Origin of the sequence: Mucilaginibacter sp., from assembly GCF_028288105.1 — a bacterium.
In the GTDB taxonomy this organism is placed as follows: domain Bacteria; phylum Bacteroidota; class Bacteroidia; order Sphingobacteriales; family Sphingobacteriaceae; genus Mucilaginibacter.
Window position 1 is genome coordinate 1 of record NZ_JAQBOI010000037.1, and the last position, 17200, is coordinate 17200.

The window sequence follows — 17200 nt, forward strand, 5'->3', positions numbered from 1 at the left end:
TTAGACATTCGCGACAGATCAACGCTCATATTAGGGTACTTATCCAGTCGCTTTGCCAGTTCATCAAGGCTCCACTCTAAACTTCCTAAATGCGCACCTATAAATTTCAAATTTGGATGCTTCCTCAACATATTATCTCTTGCATCCATCTGATCCTGATATGAGGGATATTCGGGGTGCAGGTACATATGATACTCGGGATGCGCGCCATAATAATCCTTACTGAAAATCATTTTATTAAGAGGCAGCCAGCAATCTTTAGGTTCGCCATTGTGACCTATTACAGGAATCTTATTTTTTTCGAGATAGCTTATAATAGAATCAACTCTGGGATCATCTACCATCACAAACTTTCCGTTTTTATCACGTAGGTCCATCCCTATATTCTTCCATATTTTAACAGCCCTTGCACCTTGCGAAAATGAGTGCTTCAAATCGACTATAGTTTTTTCTACCCAATCGCTATTATTCCAATCCTTTACAGAGAAGGTGGTGGCAAAAGCCATTTGATCGGGAAACTTACCAAGGTCAAAAACGGCAATTTTTTGTTGCCCTGCCATGGGTAATCCAAATGGCCTGTCATCAACAATATCTAAAAACTTAAAGTTATCCTTCTGGGCCTGATTTATAAAAGTAGCTTCGGTTGTATTAATATGAATGTGGATATCAAACTTTTTAACCGAGCTAAAATCTTCAGCAGTATAATAAACGCCTGCCACTTGTTTCGTTTTAACAGGCCCGAAGAGAGCCTGCCACGAACCATTTAACAAATCGGGGAACGATAGCAATAATATGCCTAATGATGCGGATCTTAAAAAACTATTCATTTGAGGTTAATATTTTAACAAATATTTGGGCGGCATGTAACTAAGCATGGTACGCTTTCCTAAACTCGGATGGGGTAAAACCGGTATTTTTTTTGAAAAACGAATTAAAGTTTGGCTGTTCGGCAAAGCCGATACTAAAACCGATATCCTGCATTGTCCAATCTGTTTGCAGAAGCAGGGCTTTTGTTTCTTCCAGTAAACGATTACGGATATGGGTGCTCACATTTTGGCCGGTATGTTTTTTTAATACCGCATTTAAGTAATTAGGATGTATCGCCAAATCTGCAGCAAACTCCTTAGCTGTTTTTAAGCGTATGGGGTTAGAATAATTGATGTTAGAGGTTTCGCGTTCAAGCAGGTCAAAAAAATGATATATATGAGCAAAATCTTCGGAAACAACATCTGGCTTAGGATATTGGCCAATTTTTAAGCTTTCAACCATTAACAATTGTAAATAAGCCTGTAAAGACTCTTCACGATAATCAGACGCAGAAATATCTTCTTTTTCCATAATCTCAAACAATTGATTAAGGATAGTGGTATCGTTTTCTGAAAGTCGTAATACCTTTTTGTCTTTATTGCTGAACAAGCCAAATTTTTCAATTGTGGCTTTCAGCTGCGGGTGTGTATTAATAAATGAGCTTTTAAACAACACATAATGCCCGCCTGATTCTTCTGTAAGGTTTTTCCAGGAAATAATATCATTGGGGTGGATGAATAAGATGGTTGGCTCTTCAATATAATAGGTATTTAAACCCATTGTAAAAACGCCGCTCCCTTTTGTTATCAGTAATATTTTGTAAAACTCGCGCCTGTTGGGCGAAAGATAGTTCCTGCACTCGTGGTGTTTCCTGTTAAATACCCTAATGTTCCAGCTCTCATAAAATTCCCTGAATACAGGAATCATATCCGGAAGGTCCCGAAGGATATCAATGGCCTTACTATCCAGGGCAAGCTGCTTCATCACGTAAATTTAGCAAGAAAATAGATATATTATATCCCCTGCAATATTTGTTTAAGTATTCCAGTCTGTGTCTCTTGCTCTTTCAGATAAGCGCCAACCTCACTCCCATTGAAAAAGGCAAATCTTTGAAATTCATAAGTATTGCTTTGTTATTGCTTAACACCGAGGCCTTGCATCTTGCCACCTTTGTTATGTCAATTAAAACAAACAAATCATGGATATCACACTCACACAATCAGAACAGGTATTAAGCCAGGCAAAAGCCAAAGCGAATGAAATTGGCGTTCCCGTTAATATTGCCATTATGGATACTACAGGCTACCTAAAAACACTGCAGCGTATGGATGATGCATTTATAGGCACTATTGATGTTGCCATCCAAAAAGCTAAAACTGCAATGCTTTTCAGGATGAACACTGAACAAGTTGGGGAATTTCTTAAACCTGAAGCAGCAGCTTACGGCCTCGAAAACACAAATGGTGGCTTGGTTGGCTTTGCCGGTGGCATGCCAATAAAACAAGGCGGGAAAATTATAGGATACATCGGTGTATCGGGCGGCGCAATTCCTCAGGACTTTTCTATCGCGACAGCCGGAAGTATTATAGAATAATTAAACAGATCAATTTAAAATAAAAAACAAAATTATGAGCAACAAAAGAATTCTGATAACCGGAGCAGGCTCTGGACTCGGAGAAGGAACAGCAATTGGTTTAGCACAATTAGGCCACCAGGTTATAGCCGGGGTGCAAATATCCCCGCAAGTAACAGCACTTCGCCTTAAAGCCAAAGAACTTGGATTAGAAAATAACCTGCGCGTTGAAAAACTTGACATTTTAGATCCCTATGATGTAAAATACGCCCTAACATGGGATATTGACATCCTATTAAGCAACGCAGGAATAGGTGAAGCCGGGCCCACATTTGAAATACCTGTAGATTTGGTAAGGCGCAACTTTGAAACCAATGTTTTTGCCCCTCTTGATCTGGCCCAAAAGTTTATAGCTAAATTTATTAATGAAAAAAGGGAAGGGAAAGTAGTTTTCACGTCCTCGATGGGTGGCTTGTTCACCCCTGCCGGTTATGGTATCTACGTTTCAACCAAACATGCTTTAGAAGCTATAGCGGAAGCATTGCATGACGAACTAAAGTCGTATAATATTCAGATCCAAACCATTAATCCGGGGGCTTATTTAACAGGCTATAACGAAACCATGGCCGACAATCCTTTCCGTTGGTTGGATGACAGCAAGAACTTCACCAAACGCGCCGATATGAGGGCTACATTCGATAGCCTTTTGGGCACACCCGAAGGCAGGTTAGATCCAAAAGAAATGATTGACGCGATGGTTGAGATTGTACCATCAGAAACCGGCAAGTTCCGTAACGTGGTTCCTAAATTTGTAGAAGATATGCTGAAAGATCATCAGTTAAAGGCTTGGGAGAACACGATATAACAAAACATATTATGAGGCTATCTCAAAAAGGGATAGCCTCTTGTTGTATTTAAAGTTTTGGCTTGCATTCCATTAGGCTAAAACCATACCCCCATCCATTAAAACCTCGGCACCTGTTATAAATTTTGCCGCATCGCTACACAGATGGGCTACCATACTTGCCACATCAGCAGAAGTACCCATGCGCTTTAAAGGCACCCTATTTACTGTAGCTTCCTTTATAGTTTTAAGGGTAGCTTCGTCTAAATTCAACTTGGTAAAAACTTCAGTTTCTGTTGGGCCGGGGCTAACAGCATTCACCCTGATGTTTCTGGGTGCTAACTCTAAAGCGGCTGTTTTCATAACCGAGTTAAGGGCCGCTTTACTTGAAGAGTATACAGATGCGTTTTGATTAGTCATGCTGGCGGTATTTGATGATAAGAAAACCACCGAAGCACCATTGTTAAGCAAAGGAATAAACCTGCTTAAAGTAAAATAAGCGCCCTTAAAGTTGATATCAATAACATCATCAAACATAGCCTCGGTTGTTTGTTCAATAGATGCCATGCCTAATATACCGGCGTTTATAAACAGTATATCTACATTGCCAAAGTTTGCTTTTACATTGGCAGCCAGGCTTTCAATATCGGCTACGCTTGATTGATCTGCAACCATTGCAGTAACACCCAGCTCTGCCGCCGCTTTTTCAATCGCTTCTTTTCTGCGCCCGGTAATGATAACTAGTGCACCCTGTTCTTTTAATTCTTTTGCTGCAGTATAACCAATACCACTATTTCCACCGGTTACTATCGCTACTTTATTTTTTAAATTTTCCATTTTATTTTTTGTTTTTATTCCTGTACAAAAATATAATTGAAATGGTATACATTTGTAACCAGTATAACAGAGTATACCAGTATAATGGAAACAGAAACACAAATAAGAAACCAGGCACAAGAAAGGCAGGCACTGCAGGATACCATTTATGTTATTGGTGGCAAATGGAAACTGCCCATCATTAATTCTATTTGTAATGGAAATAAGCGCTTCCGGGAAATTGAACGCAGCATCCCGGGCATTACTACAAGAATGTTATCCCGCGAGTTAAAAGAGTTGGAAGCCAACAAGCTTATCACCCGAACGGTTACACCAGATATACCTGTTTTGGTAGAATATGAATCGACCCAGTATTGTAAAACATTTGCACCTGTAATTACCGCCATGATAGATTGGGGTATTGCACACCGCGACAAAATAAGGGAGAGATAAGTATGTTTAATTGAAAAGCCCGGTCGCATTTTTTGCGCCGGGCTTTTGTCATTGTTGATTTGCAGATTTAACTACTTTTTTAACCATTGCTGCTCCAGCATTTTCATAAAATACCCTCCTACCACACTGCGTGCCTGGAAACCTACTTGTTTGCCATTAGTAGTTTCGTGCCAGTCGCTTATAGGCACATGAGATGATGTCTCGATAGCATATTTATAAATTGGATCTGTTAGGGCTTTAAAATCTTCCGCATTATCGGCAAGAGTTGCTGTCCATACTATCCAGTCAGATTTTGTGTAAGTTTTACGACTATCCAACGGCAGGCCATATTCGTTCTGTTTTGTCAGATAGTATTTTATCTCTTTAGTATAAACCTCTTTAGGGAACAGGTTAAGGCCAAGCATTTTGTCCCATACCAGGTTATATTTTTGGCTCCAGGTATCGGGCTTTTCAAAAACCAGCGAATAGTGGTCGCCTGCGTCAGCCATTTTCATCCATTTAGCTACAAAATCTTTTGCAATGGTATGATACTTAGTAGCAGTAGCTTTATCTCCCTGCATATCGGCCAGCATGGCATATGCCGCAATACCATTTATAGCCTTTAATGATAAGTTTGCATTACGTGCCAAATGACCCGCAAAATCATCGGTACAAAGCTGGTTTGACGGATCAAGCCCCTCTTTAACTAAAAAGCCTACCCAGGTAGTTAAGGTTGCCCAATGTTTTTTAGCATAGTCTGCTTTGCCCTCTGCTTTCGCGATAGCAGCAGTAAGCAATATCATATTACCCGATTCTTCAACCGGCATATCCTCACCATATGTTTGACCGTTTGCTAACGGATAAGTGCCCAGATCATGCGCAGCAAATGGTTTCTTAAACTTGCCGCTCTCGCTATAATAGAAAATGCCATTTAGCATCCCCTTTAATAAATTGGGATTGTAGACTAAAAATAACGGTGCCGATGGATAGGTAACATCTACCGTGTTTATAGAACCATTACTAAAGTTTTCTTTTGATAAGAACAGGATATCTCCCTCCGGACTTCTTTCTAAACTATGCGCGGATATAGCCTGCCTATAGGCAATTGCGCATAGTTTAGCATACTCTAAACCACCCGCGGCCGATGCTTTAACTTTCATGGCATCATCAAAGGCAACACATTTGCTTATAATGCTTTTATAGTCAATAGCGGCTTGTTTAAGTTCGCCGTCAATGGTTTTGTTACCATCCTTGTTCCACCATGGCCTAAGGTTTTTACCAAAATATTGTACCGAGTATATGTCATCATAACCTACCTCTATAAATTTCTCGACAGCTGTATTACCAACCTTCCCAAACGGAATAACGGTATTCAAGAATACTGATGTACCCACTGTTGTGGTAGATGCTTTTTGGATGCCGGTAAAAGAGCCTACTGTTTGGCTATTTTTAGTAATATATTGTAAAGCGTTTTCAGATACAGGCGCTGCTACATACATATAGCCCCAATCAATACGCAGATCGTCACCTTTCTTTTGCAATACAGGCTGCTCTTTAGTACCCGCTTTTAAAATAGATAACTTATTAAGCGTATATTTTTGCGTGGTTACAACTTGCGACGATTTATTGCGGGCTACATCTGCCGATGCACCAAAGTAAACCTTTACATCATGTGTTTGGCTGTTGTTAGATTTTACGCTGTAAGTAATATAGGTAACCGGCCTCGACATCAAACTCAGGTTATCCATCAATAACGGCGAAGTGAATGTTAATTGCAGATCGGCTTTGCCACAGGTAAATGTATAAATGGTTTGGGTAGCATTAACCGTAACGCTGGTTTGTTTAGCTGTTTTTAAATTCTTATTCACAACAGGCTTTATTTCATCTGCCAAACCTGCATCAAGCCATGCGCCGCCACCTGTATTTACACAATGCATAGCCAGCACGTTCTCGCCTTCTTTTAATTTATTGGCAACATTACCTTTTATTTCAACCGGTAGTAAGTCGCCATTGGCACCAGTGCTTACGTTTATCTTTTCACCGTTCAAATAAACTTCGGCATCATCATCATGATGAAGTTTTAGTATTAACTTATTTATCGGTGTTGTTTTCTTGTAGATGAAAGTCCGGCGCACCCAAAGGTCGCGGGTTTTCCAAAGCGTTTTAGCCATCTTTGGGTCCTCACTAAATGGAGCTGTGCCGGTTTTCCAGGTTTTATCATTAAAGCCCGGGGTTTCCCAACCATCGGCAGGTTTGGTTTCGGTAAATTTACAAGTGTAGGGTTTTGTATCACCATCGTCCAAAACAGTTCTGTAAGCCACAGGCTCTTTGCCCATAAAGCGATATGTTTCGCCATCCACCTTTATCAAACCCAATAAGGATTGGTTCTTGCCGGTCCAATGCCGGGTTGTAGACGCGTTAAGGTCATCAGAAAATGACCATACACTAAAATATGGGTTATGCGTAATAAGCGGATACGCAGGCGCTTTGGTAGCCTGGGCATTTGCAAAATTGCTAATGAATACACAAGCAAGCAGGCAAACAATTTTTAAAGGGCTTTTCATAGGTATATGATTAGTATTTATTCGGATTTTAACTTTTGTAAACGGGCGTAAGTTTCCAGCATGGCAGCCTGGTCAATTAATGTCTTATTTTTTCTCTTGCCTATCAGGTTTTGCTCATATTTCTCGTCTTTCCAGATACGCTCGGCATCATCAATAATAAACTGCAGCTGTTTTTTATTTTTATCTACCTTGTATAGCTCTATATAGCCACGTATCAGCACAGCGTTAAACCAGTAATTGTTTGGCAATTTACCATTTCTGTAGAAATATTTTTCTGAAGCTACGGCTACATTACGGGCGTCATCAAGATATTTTTTATCCTTAGTGATATTGTACAGCACCACACCCGATTGTAGCATAGTACCTGCATTGTATGTATAATATGCCGAATCAATTTTCAACGATGGCAATTTAATAGCATCATAATAAACACCGTTAGTGGCAAGCAGGTTTTTCTTTGTCCAGTTGTAAACCTTAATGGCTGTATCTAAATAAGCTTTCTCTTTAGTAGCCTGATATAAACGAAGCGCTACTAAAATGCCCGGCCCGTTTGAGCAGGTATTTTTACCTTTAAAATTCCCTTCTTCCCAGTAAAAGCCACCGCCGCCAACATTGTTTAAACCGGTTAGCAGGAAGCGATAGATCATCTTTGAGGTTTCCAGGTATTGCTTATTATGGGTACGGCCATAGGCATCCATCAGGGCAATAGCAACCCATTCGTTATCGTCATAAAAACGAGGGTCGGTTTTTTCTTTTACCACCATAGCCTGATAACCGGGCGCTGGAGGCCGGGCTGTATAATACTGGTCAATGGCCTTAATTACCGGGGCAATATATTTTTTTGATGGTTCCAACACTTCCATTTCGTTAGCGGCTTGTATCATAGCACATAGCGGCCAAAGGAACGAGTGGTTACCTTTATTTTCGGCAGCATTATTTGTTTCCAGATACAAACCGGCCTTTTCATCGTAAAGCTTATCGTAAATATTTTTATTGATAAGCTGGATACGGCTTTTATAATCAACAGTTTGCGCAATGGAATTAAAAGCCATGGCAAAGCCCAGTATCACGGTTAATGATAGGTATTTCATAGGGTTAAAAGATCTTAAGCCAGTATGTGTGGCTTTTGGGTATATGTTTCCCAAAGCAGTTCGCCAAAAAGGGTATTAGCCCAGGCAAACCATTTACGGGTGAATTTAGTGGGGTCGTTTTTATGGAATGACTCATGCATAAAGCCTGTACCGCCATGCGTTTTGCGTAGGGTTTCAATACATTCTTTTATCTCGGCATCGTCATTACTTGTTATCGCACGGATGATGATACTTATCGGCCATATCATATCCTTACCAACATGCGGGCCACCTATACCCTCGCCTGCTGTTCCTTTAAAAAAGAAGGGGTTATTTAATGATAGTAGCATTTTACGGGTGTTGATATAAACCGGATCAGTATTTTTTACAGCATCAAGGTATGGCATGCCTAAAAGGCTTGGCACATTGGCATCGTCCATTAAATTGTAGCTACCAAAGCCATTCACTTCGTAGGCATAGATCTTGCCATAATCCGGGTGATCAATTACCGCGTGTTTTTGCAATGCTGCTTCTACTTCGGCAGCAAGGGTAAGTAACTCTGCGGATAAAGCGTCGTCTTTTGAAATAGATTTCACCATCTCTGCTGATTGTTTTAAGCTGGTTACCGCGAAAAAGTTTGATGGTACCAGGTAAGAATAAATGGTAGCATCATCACTTGGGCGGAAGGCAGAACAGATCAAACCAACCGGCTTAACAGGATAGCCATAACCATTCATAGGTACACCATCGGTAGCCCAAGCTGTTTTACGCTGGAACGAATACGGCCCGTCGTTCTCTTTGCGCTGCTGTTCTTTAAAAGTTTTCAGCACGCTTTGTATGGCGGTTTTCCAACGGGCATCAAACGGCGTTGCATCACCGGTAAGTTTCCAATATTTATAGGCCAGGCGTATAGGGTAACAAAGCGAGTCTATCTCCCATTTACGCTCGTGCAAACCGGGTTTCATATCGGTAACATCATCTTTCCATTCGCCTACTTTATTAGCGTCGTCATAAAAAGCATTAGCATAAGGGTCGCGTAAAATGCAGGTAACCTGGCGATTGATAACACCCGCAACCAACTTTTTAAGGTCGGCATCTTTATTAATGAAAGCAATGTACGGCCAAACCTGCGCACTGCTATCACGCAGCCACATGGCATCAATATCGCCGGTAATTACATAGGTATCTGGTTTGTTGTTTGTTAACTTATAAGTTACAGTGGTATCCAGCGTGTTTGGGAAACAATTCTCAAAAAGCCAACCCAATTCAGGGTTCTTCACTTTCGATTTAAATTCTGTTATCGCTTTTTCAACCGATACACTTTTGAACTTTCTGGCTGATACAGGCACCCGTACTACCGGGAACGCCGCATTAGCTGCAAACGAAAACTTGTTCATTAATACACCTGCACCTAATAAAGTGGTGCTTCCAATAAATTGCCTTCTCTTCATATTCTCAAAATAGGTAAAAAAAAATCTTCCGGGCAAATATAACCCGGAAGATCCATCTCAGTGTTTAAAATTTGCCGGCTGCTTTTAACGTGGCTGCGGCTTCCATCGTCGTAACTCCACTTATTTGTGTAGTTAGGTCTGTTGTGCCGGATGGTTTTGCTTTCCAATCCGGACTAATCATAAAATCTGGTCGGCCTATTCCCTTAACAAACAGGGTTTCGGCATTATATTTTAAGAACTTCGCGTATGCCTCACGGTCTGTAGACGATACATCCTCTTTTAAAGTTAAAAGGGTAAGATACCTAACTAAAATACCTTTAAACAAACCACCATCGCCCTGGCCTTCGCTTTTAAGCAAGCCACCGGGTGATATATCAAGGTCTTTAATAGTTGCGGTGGCTGTACGCACAGCATCACTCAGGTAAGAACCATCGCCCGTAGCATTATATAGTTCGAGCGCTGCGCCGATAAATGTACCCTGGTTATAGGTAAATTTATTCTTACTGATCTGGCCATCGTGGTTACCATTGATACCATCCCAAACAATACCGCTTGTTGGGTCAACAAGTGTACCTTTCAGCCAAGTGTATAACTCTTTTGCCAATGTAAGATCGGCCTCATTTTTTTGCAGGCGATAAAGGCGTGCGGCAAATATAATAGCCGGTGCATTCGCCGGGGTGTTTTTGTAGTCCAATTGCGATTTACGCCATGCTATACCACCACCCTGGTTTGTATTAACACCGGTTTTAATGTCTGTCCACAAAGTGCCGGCAGCGGCAAGATAATCAGGATCGTTTGTGGCTTCAAAAGCACGCAGGGTTGACAGCGCCAGCCACTCCATATCATCATAATACTCGTTTTGCAATTTATTGCCATTAGTAGCCTTAGTACCGTTAAGAAGCGATTTTATACGTTGTTTGTAAACCTCGTTTTTTGTACGCAGGTATGCATCAATAAGCACATCCATTGTATGGGCTTGCGGCCAATAGTTATAGTTGGTATTGCCACCATTATTTTGGATAAAGTAATTACCATTCGCCGACAGGAACGTAGCATACGTTTTGTCCTGCAGGGTGTCTGCCGTGGCGGCATAAGTGTAATTAATTACAGCCGATGGTTTGTTGCCATACAATGGAAAAGGTTTATCCTTTAAGCAGGAAGTAAGCATAACAGGGATAAGCCCCGCCAGTGCCACTTTTTTTATATGTTGAGTTATGCTGTTCATAAACTAAAGTTTGTTGATTAAAAGTTTGCAAAGCCTTTTGAAAAGCTTTGCAAACAGAGATTCTTAACGAATTAATTACCTGTTACCGAATGCGTATACTCAGCAGCAGTGTTGTTGAACATTATTTTAATATCAGCAGTTTTATTATCAAATGCATGGTTAAACTTAAAGCAATAGTCGTACTGTGAGTTGTTTACCGGTTTCATGTAATAGTATGAAGGCGCGGTATTGGCATCGGCAGCATTATTATCTGAGTTAGCACTACCATAAAACTGGGTTGACGAAGTATTATCCGCATTTTTAAAGGTGAACCTGAATTTGTAACGCTCATCACGTCCCCATGATTCCTGGTGGAAAACGATGGATTGTTTATCAGCTGCCCATGTACCGTTGCTGGTGTAAGGCAGATCAAACCAGATCTTGTTATCGGCAGCAAACCAAAGGCCTACGGCTGTTACTTCGGTAGTTTTATATGCTGCTACGTTAAAGTCAACCTCTATTTTTTCAACTTTAGTTGCACCGGTAAATTCAGTATTACCGGCCTCAGTTAATTTAGTACCATCATAAGAATAAGTTAACGGGGTACCAGTACCTCGGTCTGCAAAGTGGAAAGAACCTGCTTTTAAAGATGTATAGATCTCAAATTTACCCGGAGCTGTTTGTTTAAATTTAACAGCTTTGGTCAAGTCATCGCCACCTTCAGTTGCCGTACCGGTTAGGAAAAGTTCGGTTGGGATATCGGTAAAACCTGCAGGGCGCTCAATTTCAATAATGCGGGTTTGCGCTGATGGTACAACATTAATGCCTTTTGACGACATTACAGTCCATTTTACTTTACCTGCTTCCTGTGGTTTTACACCGGCAAGGGTAGCAATTTTATTAAGGTCGCTGTAGGTTAAGGTTAACTTGTTGTACAAACCATTACCATCTGAAGGCACCGAATAAAGGGGCTTCGAAAAATCTCCGCCCTCTTTATCAAATGCCACCTCATATAAAACCAAACCATTATCTTCTGCGCGGGCCTGCTCCCATTCAAATGCGACTGAACCTGATGCGCCCGATGCTATCTTCACATATTTTGCATCTTCGGGTAAAAACAAATTGCTTACCGCTGATACTTTTGTACTGCCAAGTGTTTTGTCTTTTTTGCAGCCTGATATAACAACCAGCGCTACAATACCTGCAAGCAGGCTATAAAAAATATTTTTCATGATCTTAATTGATTATAATTTTTTTAAATACTTATTGAATTACCAACCCGGGTTTTGTGTAAGGTTCGGGTCAACCGCCCTCTCGTCCCTTGGTACTGGCCATAAATAATTTTTGTTTTTATCAAATGTGCGCAGGTTGGCACGTATATAACCATTATCTACACCGGCAGCGCCAAATTTGGCACCGTGCGCCCAGCCACTCAGTACGGTTTCGGCGGTTTTCCAGCGGCGGATATCAAATATGCGTAAACCTTCCATTGCCAACTCAACACGGCGTTCGTCACGTATAATATTGCGCAATGATGCCTGATCGCCAGCCGGGAAATTTATTGCTTCGGAAGCAGTAAAGCCCGCACGGGAACGTATTGCTTTTATGGTTTTGTCCCACACACCGGCATCCATTTGGCTTAGTTCATTTTTGGCTTCGGCGTACATTAAAAGTACATCTGCATAACGTATTAGTATCAGGTTTAAGCCCGAGCCAAAATCTGCCACAGTAGATGTAGGGTCAAAATATTTACGTGTATAGTAACCTGTTGGCGATGATGTTGAACCCGGTGCATATTCATCAAAGCGCTTTGTAGGATCTGGATTAGGATCGCTGCCAGGTTTGGTATAAATAGTTTTGATACTGTTATCACGATCTTTCCACTGGTATAAATGATATACAACAGTATTGGTTAAACGGGGGTCGCGGTTTACATATGGGTTGTTCTCGTCATAACCAGAACCTGCCTCACCCGGTTTTTTGCCGTTAGTCATCAAATAGCTATCAACCAGTTCCTGGGTTGGGGCTATTGCGTTTAACCTGCCGCCAACTGATATTGGCGCCATATCCCTAAAATCGCTGTATGACCTGTTGGCAACCGAAGGCGGTAAGTATTGCAAATCGAATATAACTTCACTATTGTATTCGTTTTGAGGAAGGAACAAACCTTCGTACGAATTAAATAACGCATAGTTACCGTTTGCTGTACTACCTATAAGTTTTTCGCACTCGGTTATCACATCAGCCCAGCGGCTTTCATATAGTAATACCCTTGCTTTTAGTGCAACGGCAGCGCCTTTGGTTACACGGCCACGGTCGGCTTCTGCTAAAGCAGTGTTTGCCGGCAGTGAAGTTGCAGCTTCGTCAAGCTCTTTTAATATAAAAGCTACAATGTCGGCTTTAGGCGTACGTGCTATTACTTTTGATTCGTCTATTGTCAGATCCTTCTCTATCAACGGCACATCACCCCACCAGGTCTCCAGTAAAAAGTAATGCCATGCACGGATAAACCTTGCTTCGGCTTTCATACGTGCTTTTAGCGTAGCATCCATCGATGTAACCTTGTCAACATTTTCTAAAAAAATGTTACAGGTTTTTATACCACGGTAATGATCGCCCCACTCGCCCTTTAAGCGGCCTAATGATGCATCATAAGTTCCTGCTGCAAGTGATGCAACACCGTTGTTATCGCCGCGCCCGTTGTATGCGTTGTCAGACATCGCTTCCATCGAAAAGAAATAACTGCTGTTGGATATTTGCGAATAAGCTGTATTTAAAACATTATTTGCTTTATCTGTAGTAGTCCAGTAATTGGCATCTGTAAACTTATTTTCAGGCGCCAGATCAAGCTTTTTACATGCCGATAACGCAGTTATTAGCATAAGCGCCAAACCTATTTTATTGATATTAATTTTTTTCATGTCTGTGTAGATTTAAAGGGATATATCAATACCAAAACCATAATAGATAGGCAGAGGGTATGACCTACCACTGTTTGCACCACCGGCAGTTACATTGCCACGCAATTCGGTCGACTCTGGGTCGATGAACTTCATGCCCGAAAACGTAAGAACGTTTTGGCCGGTTATGTAAGTCCTTACTTTCTTCATCCCAATCTTTTTAGAGATACCCTGTGGCAGGGTATAACCTATTTGTACGTTTTTAACCCTTAGGTATGAACCATCAAACAAATACATGTCAGAACCACGGCGGAAGTTATTCTCGTTAGACTGGCTGCCACTTGCCGCAAGGCGAGGGTAACGTGCATTGGGGTTTTGTGGCGTCCAGTAATCTAACTGGTGCTGGTAAATAACCTGCGAATAATTTACGTGGAAAGGTTCCACCTGCTCGCCCCTAACAAACATGCTGCGTTTGCCCACACCTTGTAGAAACAAGTTAAGGTCAAAACCTTTAACAGCAACGTTGTAGGTAAAGCCAAAAGTTAAGCGAGGGAAGCCGTTACCTAATACAAATTTGTCGTTATCGTCAATAATACCGTCTTTGTTGATATCTACATAGCGGTTGTCGCCAGGCTGTACATTAAGGCCGGCCGGTTTTGGGCCATTGTTTATATCATCCAAATTTTGGAAGTAACCATCGCGCACCAGGCCAACGTATGAACCGATAGGCAAACCAACTTTATTTATGATCTGCATCTCATCGTAACTCCTCAATTGGTCGCCACCTTCCAGTTTCAATACCTTGTTTTTGGTATCGGCTATATTGAAAGCAAAGCTGTGGTTAAACGCGCCGGTTCTTAAACGATAGTTGATATTAAGCTCCCAACCACGGTTTTGCACCTCACCTGCATTATAATCGGGCAGGCCGGCACCAAATACTCCGGGTACAACCGGAGGCAATAAGATATCACGGGTAATTTTATTAAAGTAATCGGCAGATACAGTAAGCGCATTATGAAAAAAGGTTGCATCAACACCCAGGTTAAATGTAGCTGCGCGTTCCCAACGGATATTAGGATTTGCAAAACCTATTGTGGCTGTGCTTTGAGCCAGGTTATTAAATGCATAAAAACTATCTGTTGATACGCCAAATGTATTCAGGAATTGGTAATCACCAACGTTTTGGTTACCTAAAATACCATATGAGGCACGCAACTTAAGGTCGCCAAATTTATCACGATAATTTTGCATAAAATCCTCTTCAGTTATGCGGTAACCCACAGTTCCGGAAGGGAAGAATGCATTGCGGTAATTTTTAGCGAATTTTGAAGAAGCATCAAGCCTAAAATCAAACTCACCATAGTATTTATTCTTGAACGAGTATGAAGCGCGCCCGAATACAGAGTTAAGGCTGCTTTCGCTTTTGTTATTATTTGTACCTGTTGATGAAGTTTCGATAATCGTGCCTGTAATTGGTGTACCTAACTCAGGGTCGGTAAATTTCAGGCGTAGATAATTGCTCTCGTTGTTGGTTGATTCATTTGCCACACCGACCAACACATCAACATTATGATTTTTTGCAAATGTTTTGGTGTATTGCGCCAAAAATTGCGAATTGACGAACAGGTTTTTATTATTTTCATCATTAGTGTTCCTGTCTGAACCGTAAGTACCTTTTGGTGAAAAGTTAACCTGTATAACACGGCCAAACATATGGTTTGATAGCAATGTACCACCAAACACACCCTTCAGCTTCAAATCTTTGGTGATGCCTAACTCCGCGGTAAGGTTTCCAAATATGTTATCGTTATCGCGCTTGCGGAAACCACCTTTTTCAAGAATACCAAGCGGGTTAAATTCGGCCAATACATCATTGGTCAGATAGTTGCCCTGATCGTCTTTTATCTTATAATATGTTGGCGTTCTGCCTGCATCTACAATAAGCGTCCCGGTGTTAAAAGAGTGTTCTTTGATCTCGGTGCGGGTGTAAGCCAAAATGCTGGTCAGTTTTAGGCGGCCAAAATCGCTGCTTAGGTTCATGCGGTAATTATAACGCCTTAAGCCGTAATCGGGGCCAACCAGATTATTACGCTGATCAAGCACACCGGCTGATACCAGATAAGTTGAATTAGCGCTACCGCCCGATAAGCTCAGGTTATGATTTTGCTGAACTGCATTTTGTAGAATAGCATCCAAAAACCATTGGTTATCGCCCTGTTGCTGAAACTGGCGTATTTGCTCCGGACTGTAAATTGGCGTTAAGCCAGCATTTACAACCGCCTCGTTACGTAAAATGGCGTTTTCGTAAGAGTGTACGGGTTTATAACCTACATGGGGTACCTGTACACCGGCTTGCCCGTTATAAGTAAGTACAGCACCGGCGTTCTTCTTACCTTTTTTTGTGGTAACCAATATTACGCCATTAGCCGCACGCGAACCGTATATGGCCGCACTACCTGCATCTTTTAATATAGATACGCTCTCTATATCCTGCGGGTTAAGCAAATTAAGGTCTCCACCGGTAATACCATCAATAACGGTTAGCGGGTTGTTGTTGCCAAAAGTACTAACGCCACGAATGTTAATGGTTTGATAAGCGCCCGGTTCGTTACTGGTTTGCTGTATAATTAAGTTTGGTGATGTACCCTGTAAAGCCTGTGTTAGGTTAACAGCAGGTTTACCCTCAATTGCAGCCGCGGTGATCTGGTCGACCGCGCCAATTACGTTTACACGTTTTTGTGTGCCGTAACCTACCACAATAACCTCGTTAAGGGCATTTTGTGCAGGCACTAATTGCACATTAATACCGGTGGTTTGCCCGTTAAGCGGGACTTCTTTCGATGTAAAGCCTATAAAGCTGAATACCAATATACCATCGGCATTTGGCAAGTCTAAAACAAAATTACCGTTAACATCGGTAACTGTACCTAAACTTGAGCCTTTAAGCTTTACACTTACACCCGGTAAAGGTAAGTTGGTATCATCAACTACCTTACCTTGTACCTTTATCGCTTTTACAGCTTCCTTTACAAGGCCTGTGTATGTAGCAACTTCGGCCCTATCGCTGATAACTACAACGTCATCAATAATTCTGTAACCAAGGTTAAATGGAGTTAAAACCTCGTTAAGCACCTCTTTGATGCTTTTATTAGTTACATTTAGATCTACCCTGAATGACGGCTTTAGTATGTTATCTGCGTAAGCAAATTTTACTTGTTTATCGGCCGATAATTTTTCGAGCGCATCGGTCAGCTTCATGTTTTTCAACTTAAGCGTTACCTGTTGCTCTAAAAATTTCTGGCCATAAGTATTGTTTGCAACGGCCGTAAAGCACATTAAGCAAACAACAAAGCAGGCAAGCGAGGTAAATTTCATTAATATTAATACATAACGAACTACTCCATTTGAAAATAGAGATATATTCATAGATTTGAATAAATTAAAGTGTTTGAAATTCAAGTGCGGCGTTCTGAATTCGACCTCTAAACGTACACTTAATAATAACCCGGCATTTTAATGACCCTGTTTCAAATCCCATT

At 41.3% G+C, this 17200-nt stretch carries 13 protein-coding genes; 3 read left to right on the forward strand and 10 right to left on the reverse strand.

The features are described from left to right. On the reverse strand, positions 1-827 hold an 827-nt coding region (locus tag JWQ85_RS02240), incomplete at its 3' end, for an amidohydrolase family protein (RefSeq protein ID WP_299463272.1). Positions 828-867: 40 nt separating this feature from the next. Then, complete coding sequence (locus JWQ85_RS02245) at positions 868-1791, reverse strand: AraC family transcriptional regulator (RefSeq protein ID WP_299463275.1); 924 nt, start codon at positions 1789-1791, stop codon at positions 868-870. 214 nt (positions 1792-2005) lie between these two features. Here JWQ85_RS02245 and JWQ85_RS02250 point away from each other — a divergent pair, with 214 nt between their 5' ends. After that, on the forward strand, positions 2006-2401 hold the full coding sequence (locus tag JWQ85_RS02250) for a heme-binding protein (protein WP_299463278.1): 396 nt from the start codon (positions 2006-2008) through the stop codon (positions 2399-2401). A 34-nt stretch (positions 2402-2435) separates the two neighbouring features. Beyond that, a complete protein-coding gene (locus tag JWQ85_RS02255; RefSeq protein WP_299463281.1) occupies positions 2436-3245 on the forward strand; it encodes an SDR family oxidoreductase in 810 nt (269 codons plus the stop codon). Positions 3246-3317: 72 nt separating this feature from the next. Here JWQ85_RS02255 and JWQ85_RS02260 read toward each other — a convergent pair whose 3' ends face one another. Then, positions 3318-4061, reverse strand: a complete 744-nt coding sequence (locus JWQ85_RS02260) for an SDR family oxidoreductase (RefSeq protein WP_299463283.1) — start codon at positions 4059-4061, stop codon at positions 3318-3320. An 84-nt stretch (positions 4062-4145) separates the two neighbouring features. On the opposite strand from JWQ85_RS02260, the gene JWQ85_RS02265 reads away from it, so the two are divergent. Further along, complete coding sequence (locus tag JWQ85_RS02265; protein WP_299463286.1) at positions 4146-4493, forward strand: helix-turn-helix domain-containing protein; 348 nt, start codon at positions 4146-4148, stop codon at positions 4491-4493. Between the two features lie 71 nt (positions 4494-4564). Here JWQ85_RS02265 and JWQ85_RS02270 read toward each other — a convergent pair whose 3' ends face one another. The 7 genes from JWQ85_RS02270 to JWQ85_RS02300 form a co-directional block, all read right to left on the reverse strand. After that, complete coding sequence (locus tag JWQ85_RS02270; protein ID WP_299463289.1) at positions 4565-7036, reverse strand: glutaminase family protein; 2472 nt, start codon at positions 7034-7036, stop codon at positions 4565-4567. A gap of 17 nt (positions 7037-7053) precedes the next feature. Beyond that, positions 7054-8127 carry a glycoside hydrolase family 76 protein gene (locus tag JWQ85_RS02275; protein WP_299463292.1) on the reverse strand — a complete coding sequence of 358 codons (1074 nt, stop codon included), beginning with the start codon at positions 8125-8127 and terminating at the stop codon, positions 7054-7056. A gap of 14 nt (positions 8128-8141) precedes the next feature. Beyond that, positions 8142-9557 carry a glycoside hydrolase family 125 protein gene (locus tag JWQ85_RS02280; protein ID WP_299463295.1) on the reverse strand — a complete coding sequence of 472 codons (1416 nt, stop codon included), beginning with the start codon at positions 9555-9557 and terminating at the stop codon, positions 8142-8144. Between the two features lie 64 nt (positions 9558-9621). After that, complete coding sequence (locus JWQ85_RS02285) at positions 9622-10782, reverse strand: glycoside hydrolase family 76 protein (RefSeq protein WP_299463298.1); 1161 nt, start codon at positions 10780-10782, stop codon at positions 9622-9624. 71 nt (positions 10783-10853) lie between these two features. Further along, positions 10854-11993 (reverse strand): SusE domain-containing protein, encoded by a 1140-nt coding sequence (locus tag JWQ85_RS02290; protein ID WP_299463301.1) that lies wholly within the window; start codon positions 11991-11993, stop codon positions 10854-10856. A 39-nt stretch (positions 11994-12032) separates the two neighbouring features. After that, positions 12033-13682 (reverse strand): RagB/SusD family nutrient uptake outer membrane protein, encoded by a 1650-nt coding sequence (locus JWQ85_RS02295; RefSeq protein ID WP_299463304.1) that lies wholly within the window; start codon positions 13680-13682, stop codon positions 12033-12035. A 12-nt stretch (positions 13683-13694) separates the two neighbouring features. After that, positions 13695-17036, reverse strand: coding sequence for a TonB-dependent receptor (locus tag JWQ85_RS02300; RefSeq protein WP_299463307.1), 3342 nt, complete (start codon positions 17034-17036; stop codon positions 13695-13697). Between the last annotated feature and the right edge of the window lie 164 nt (positions 17037-17200).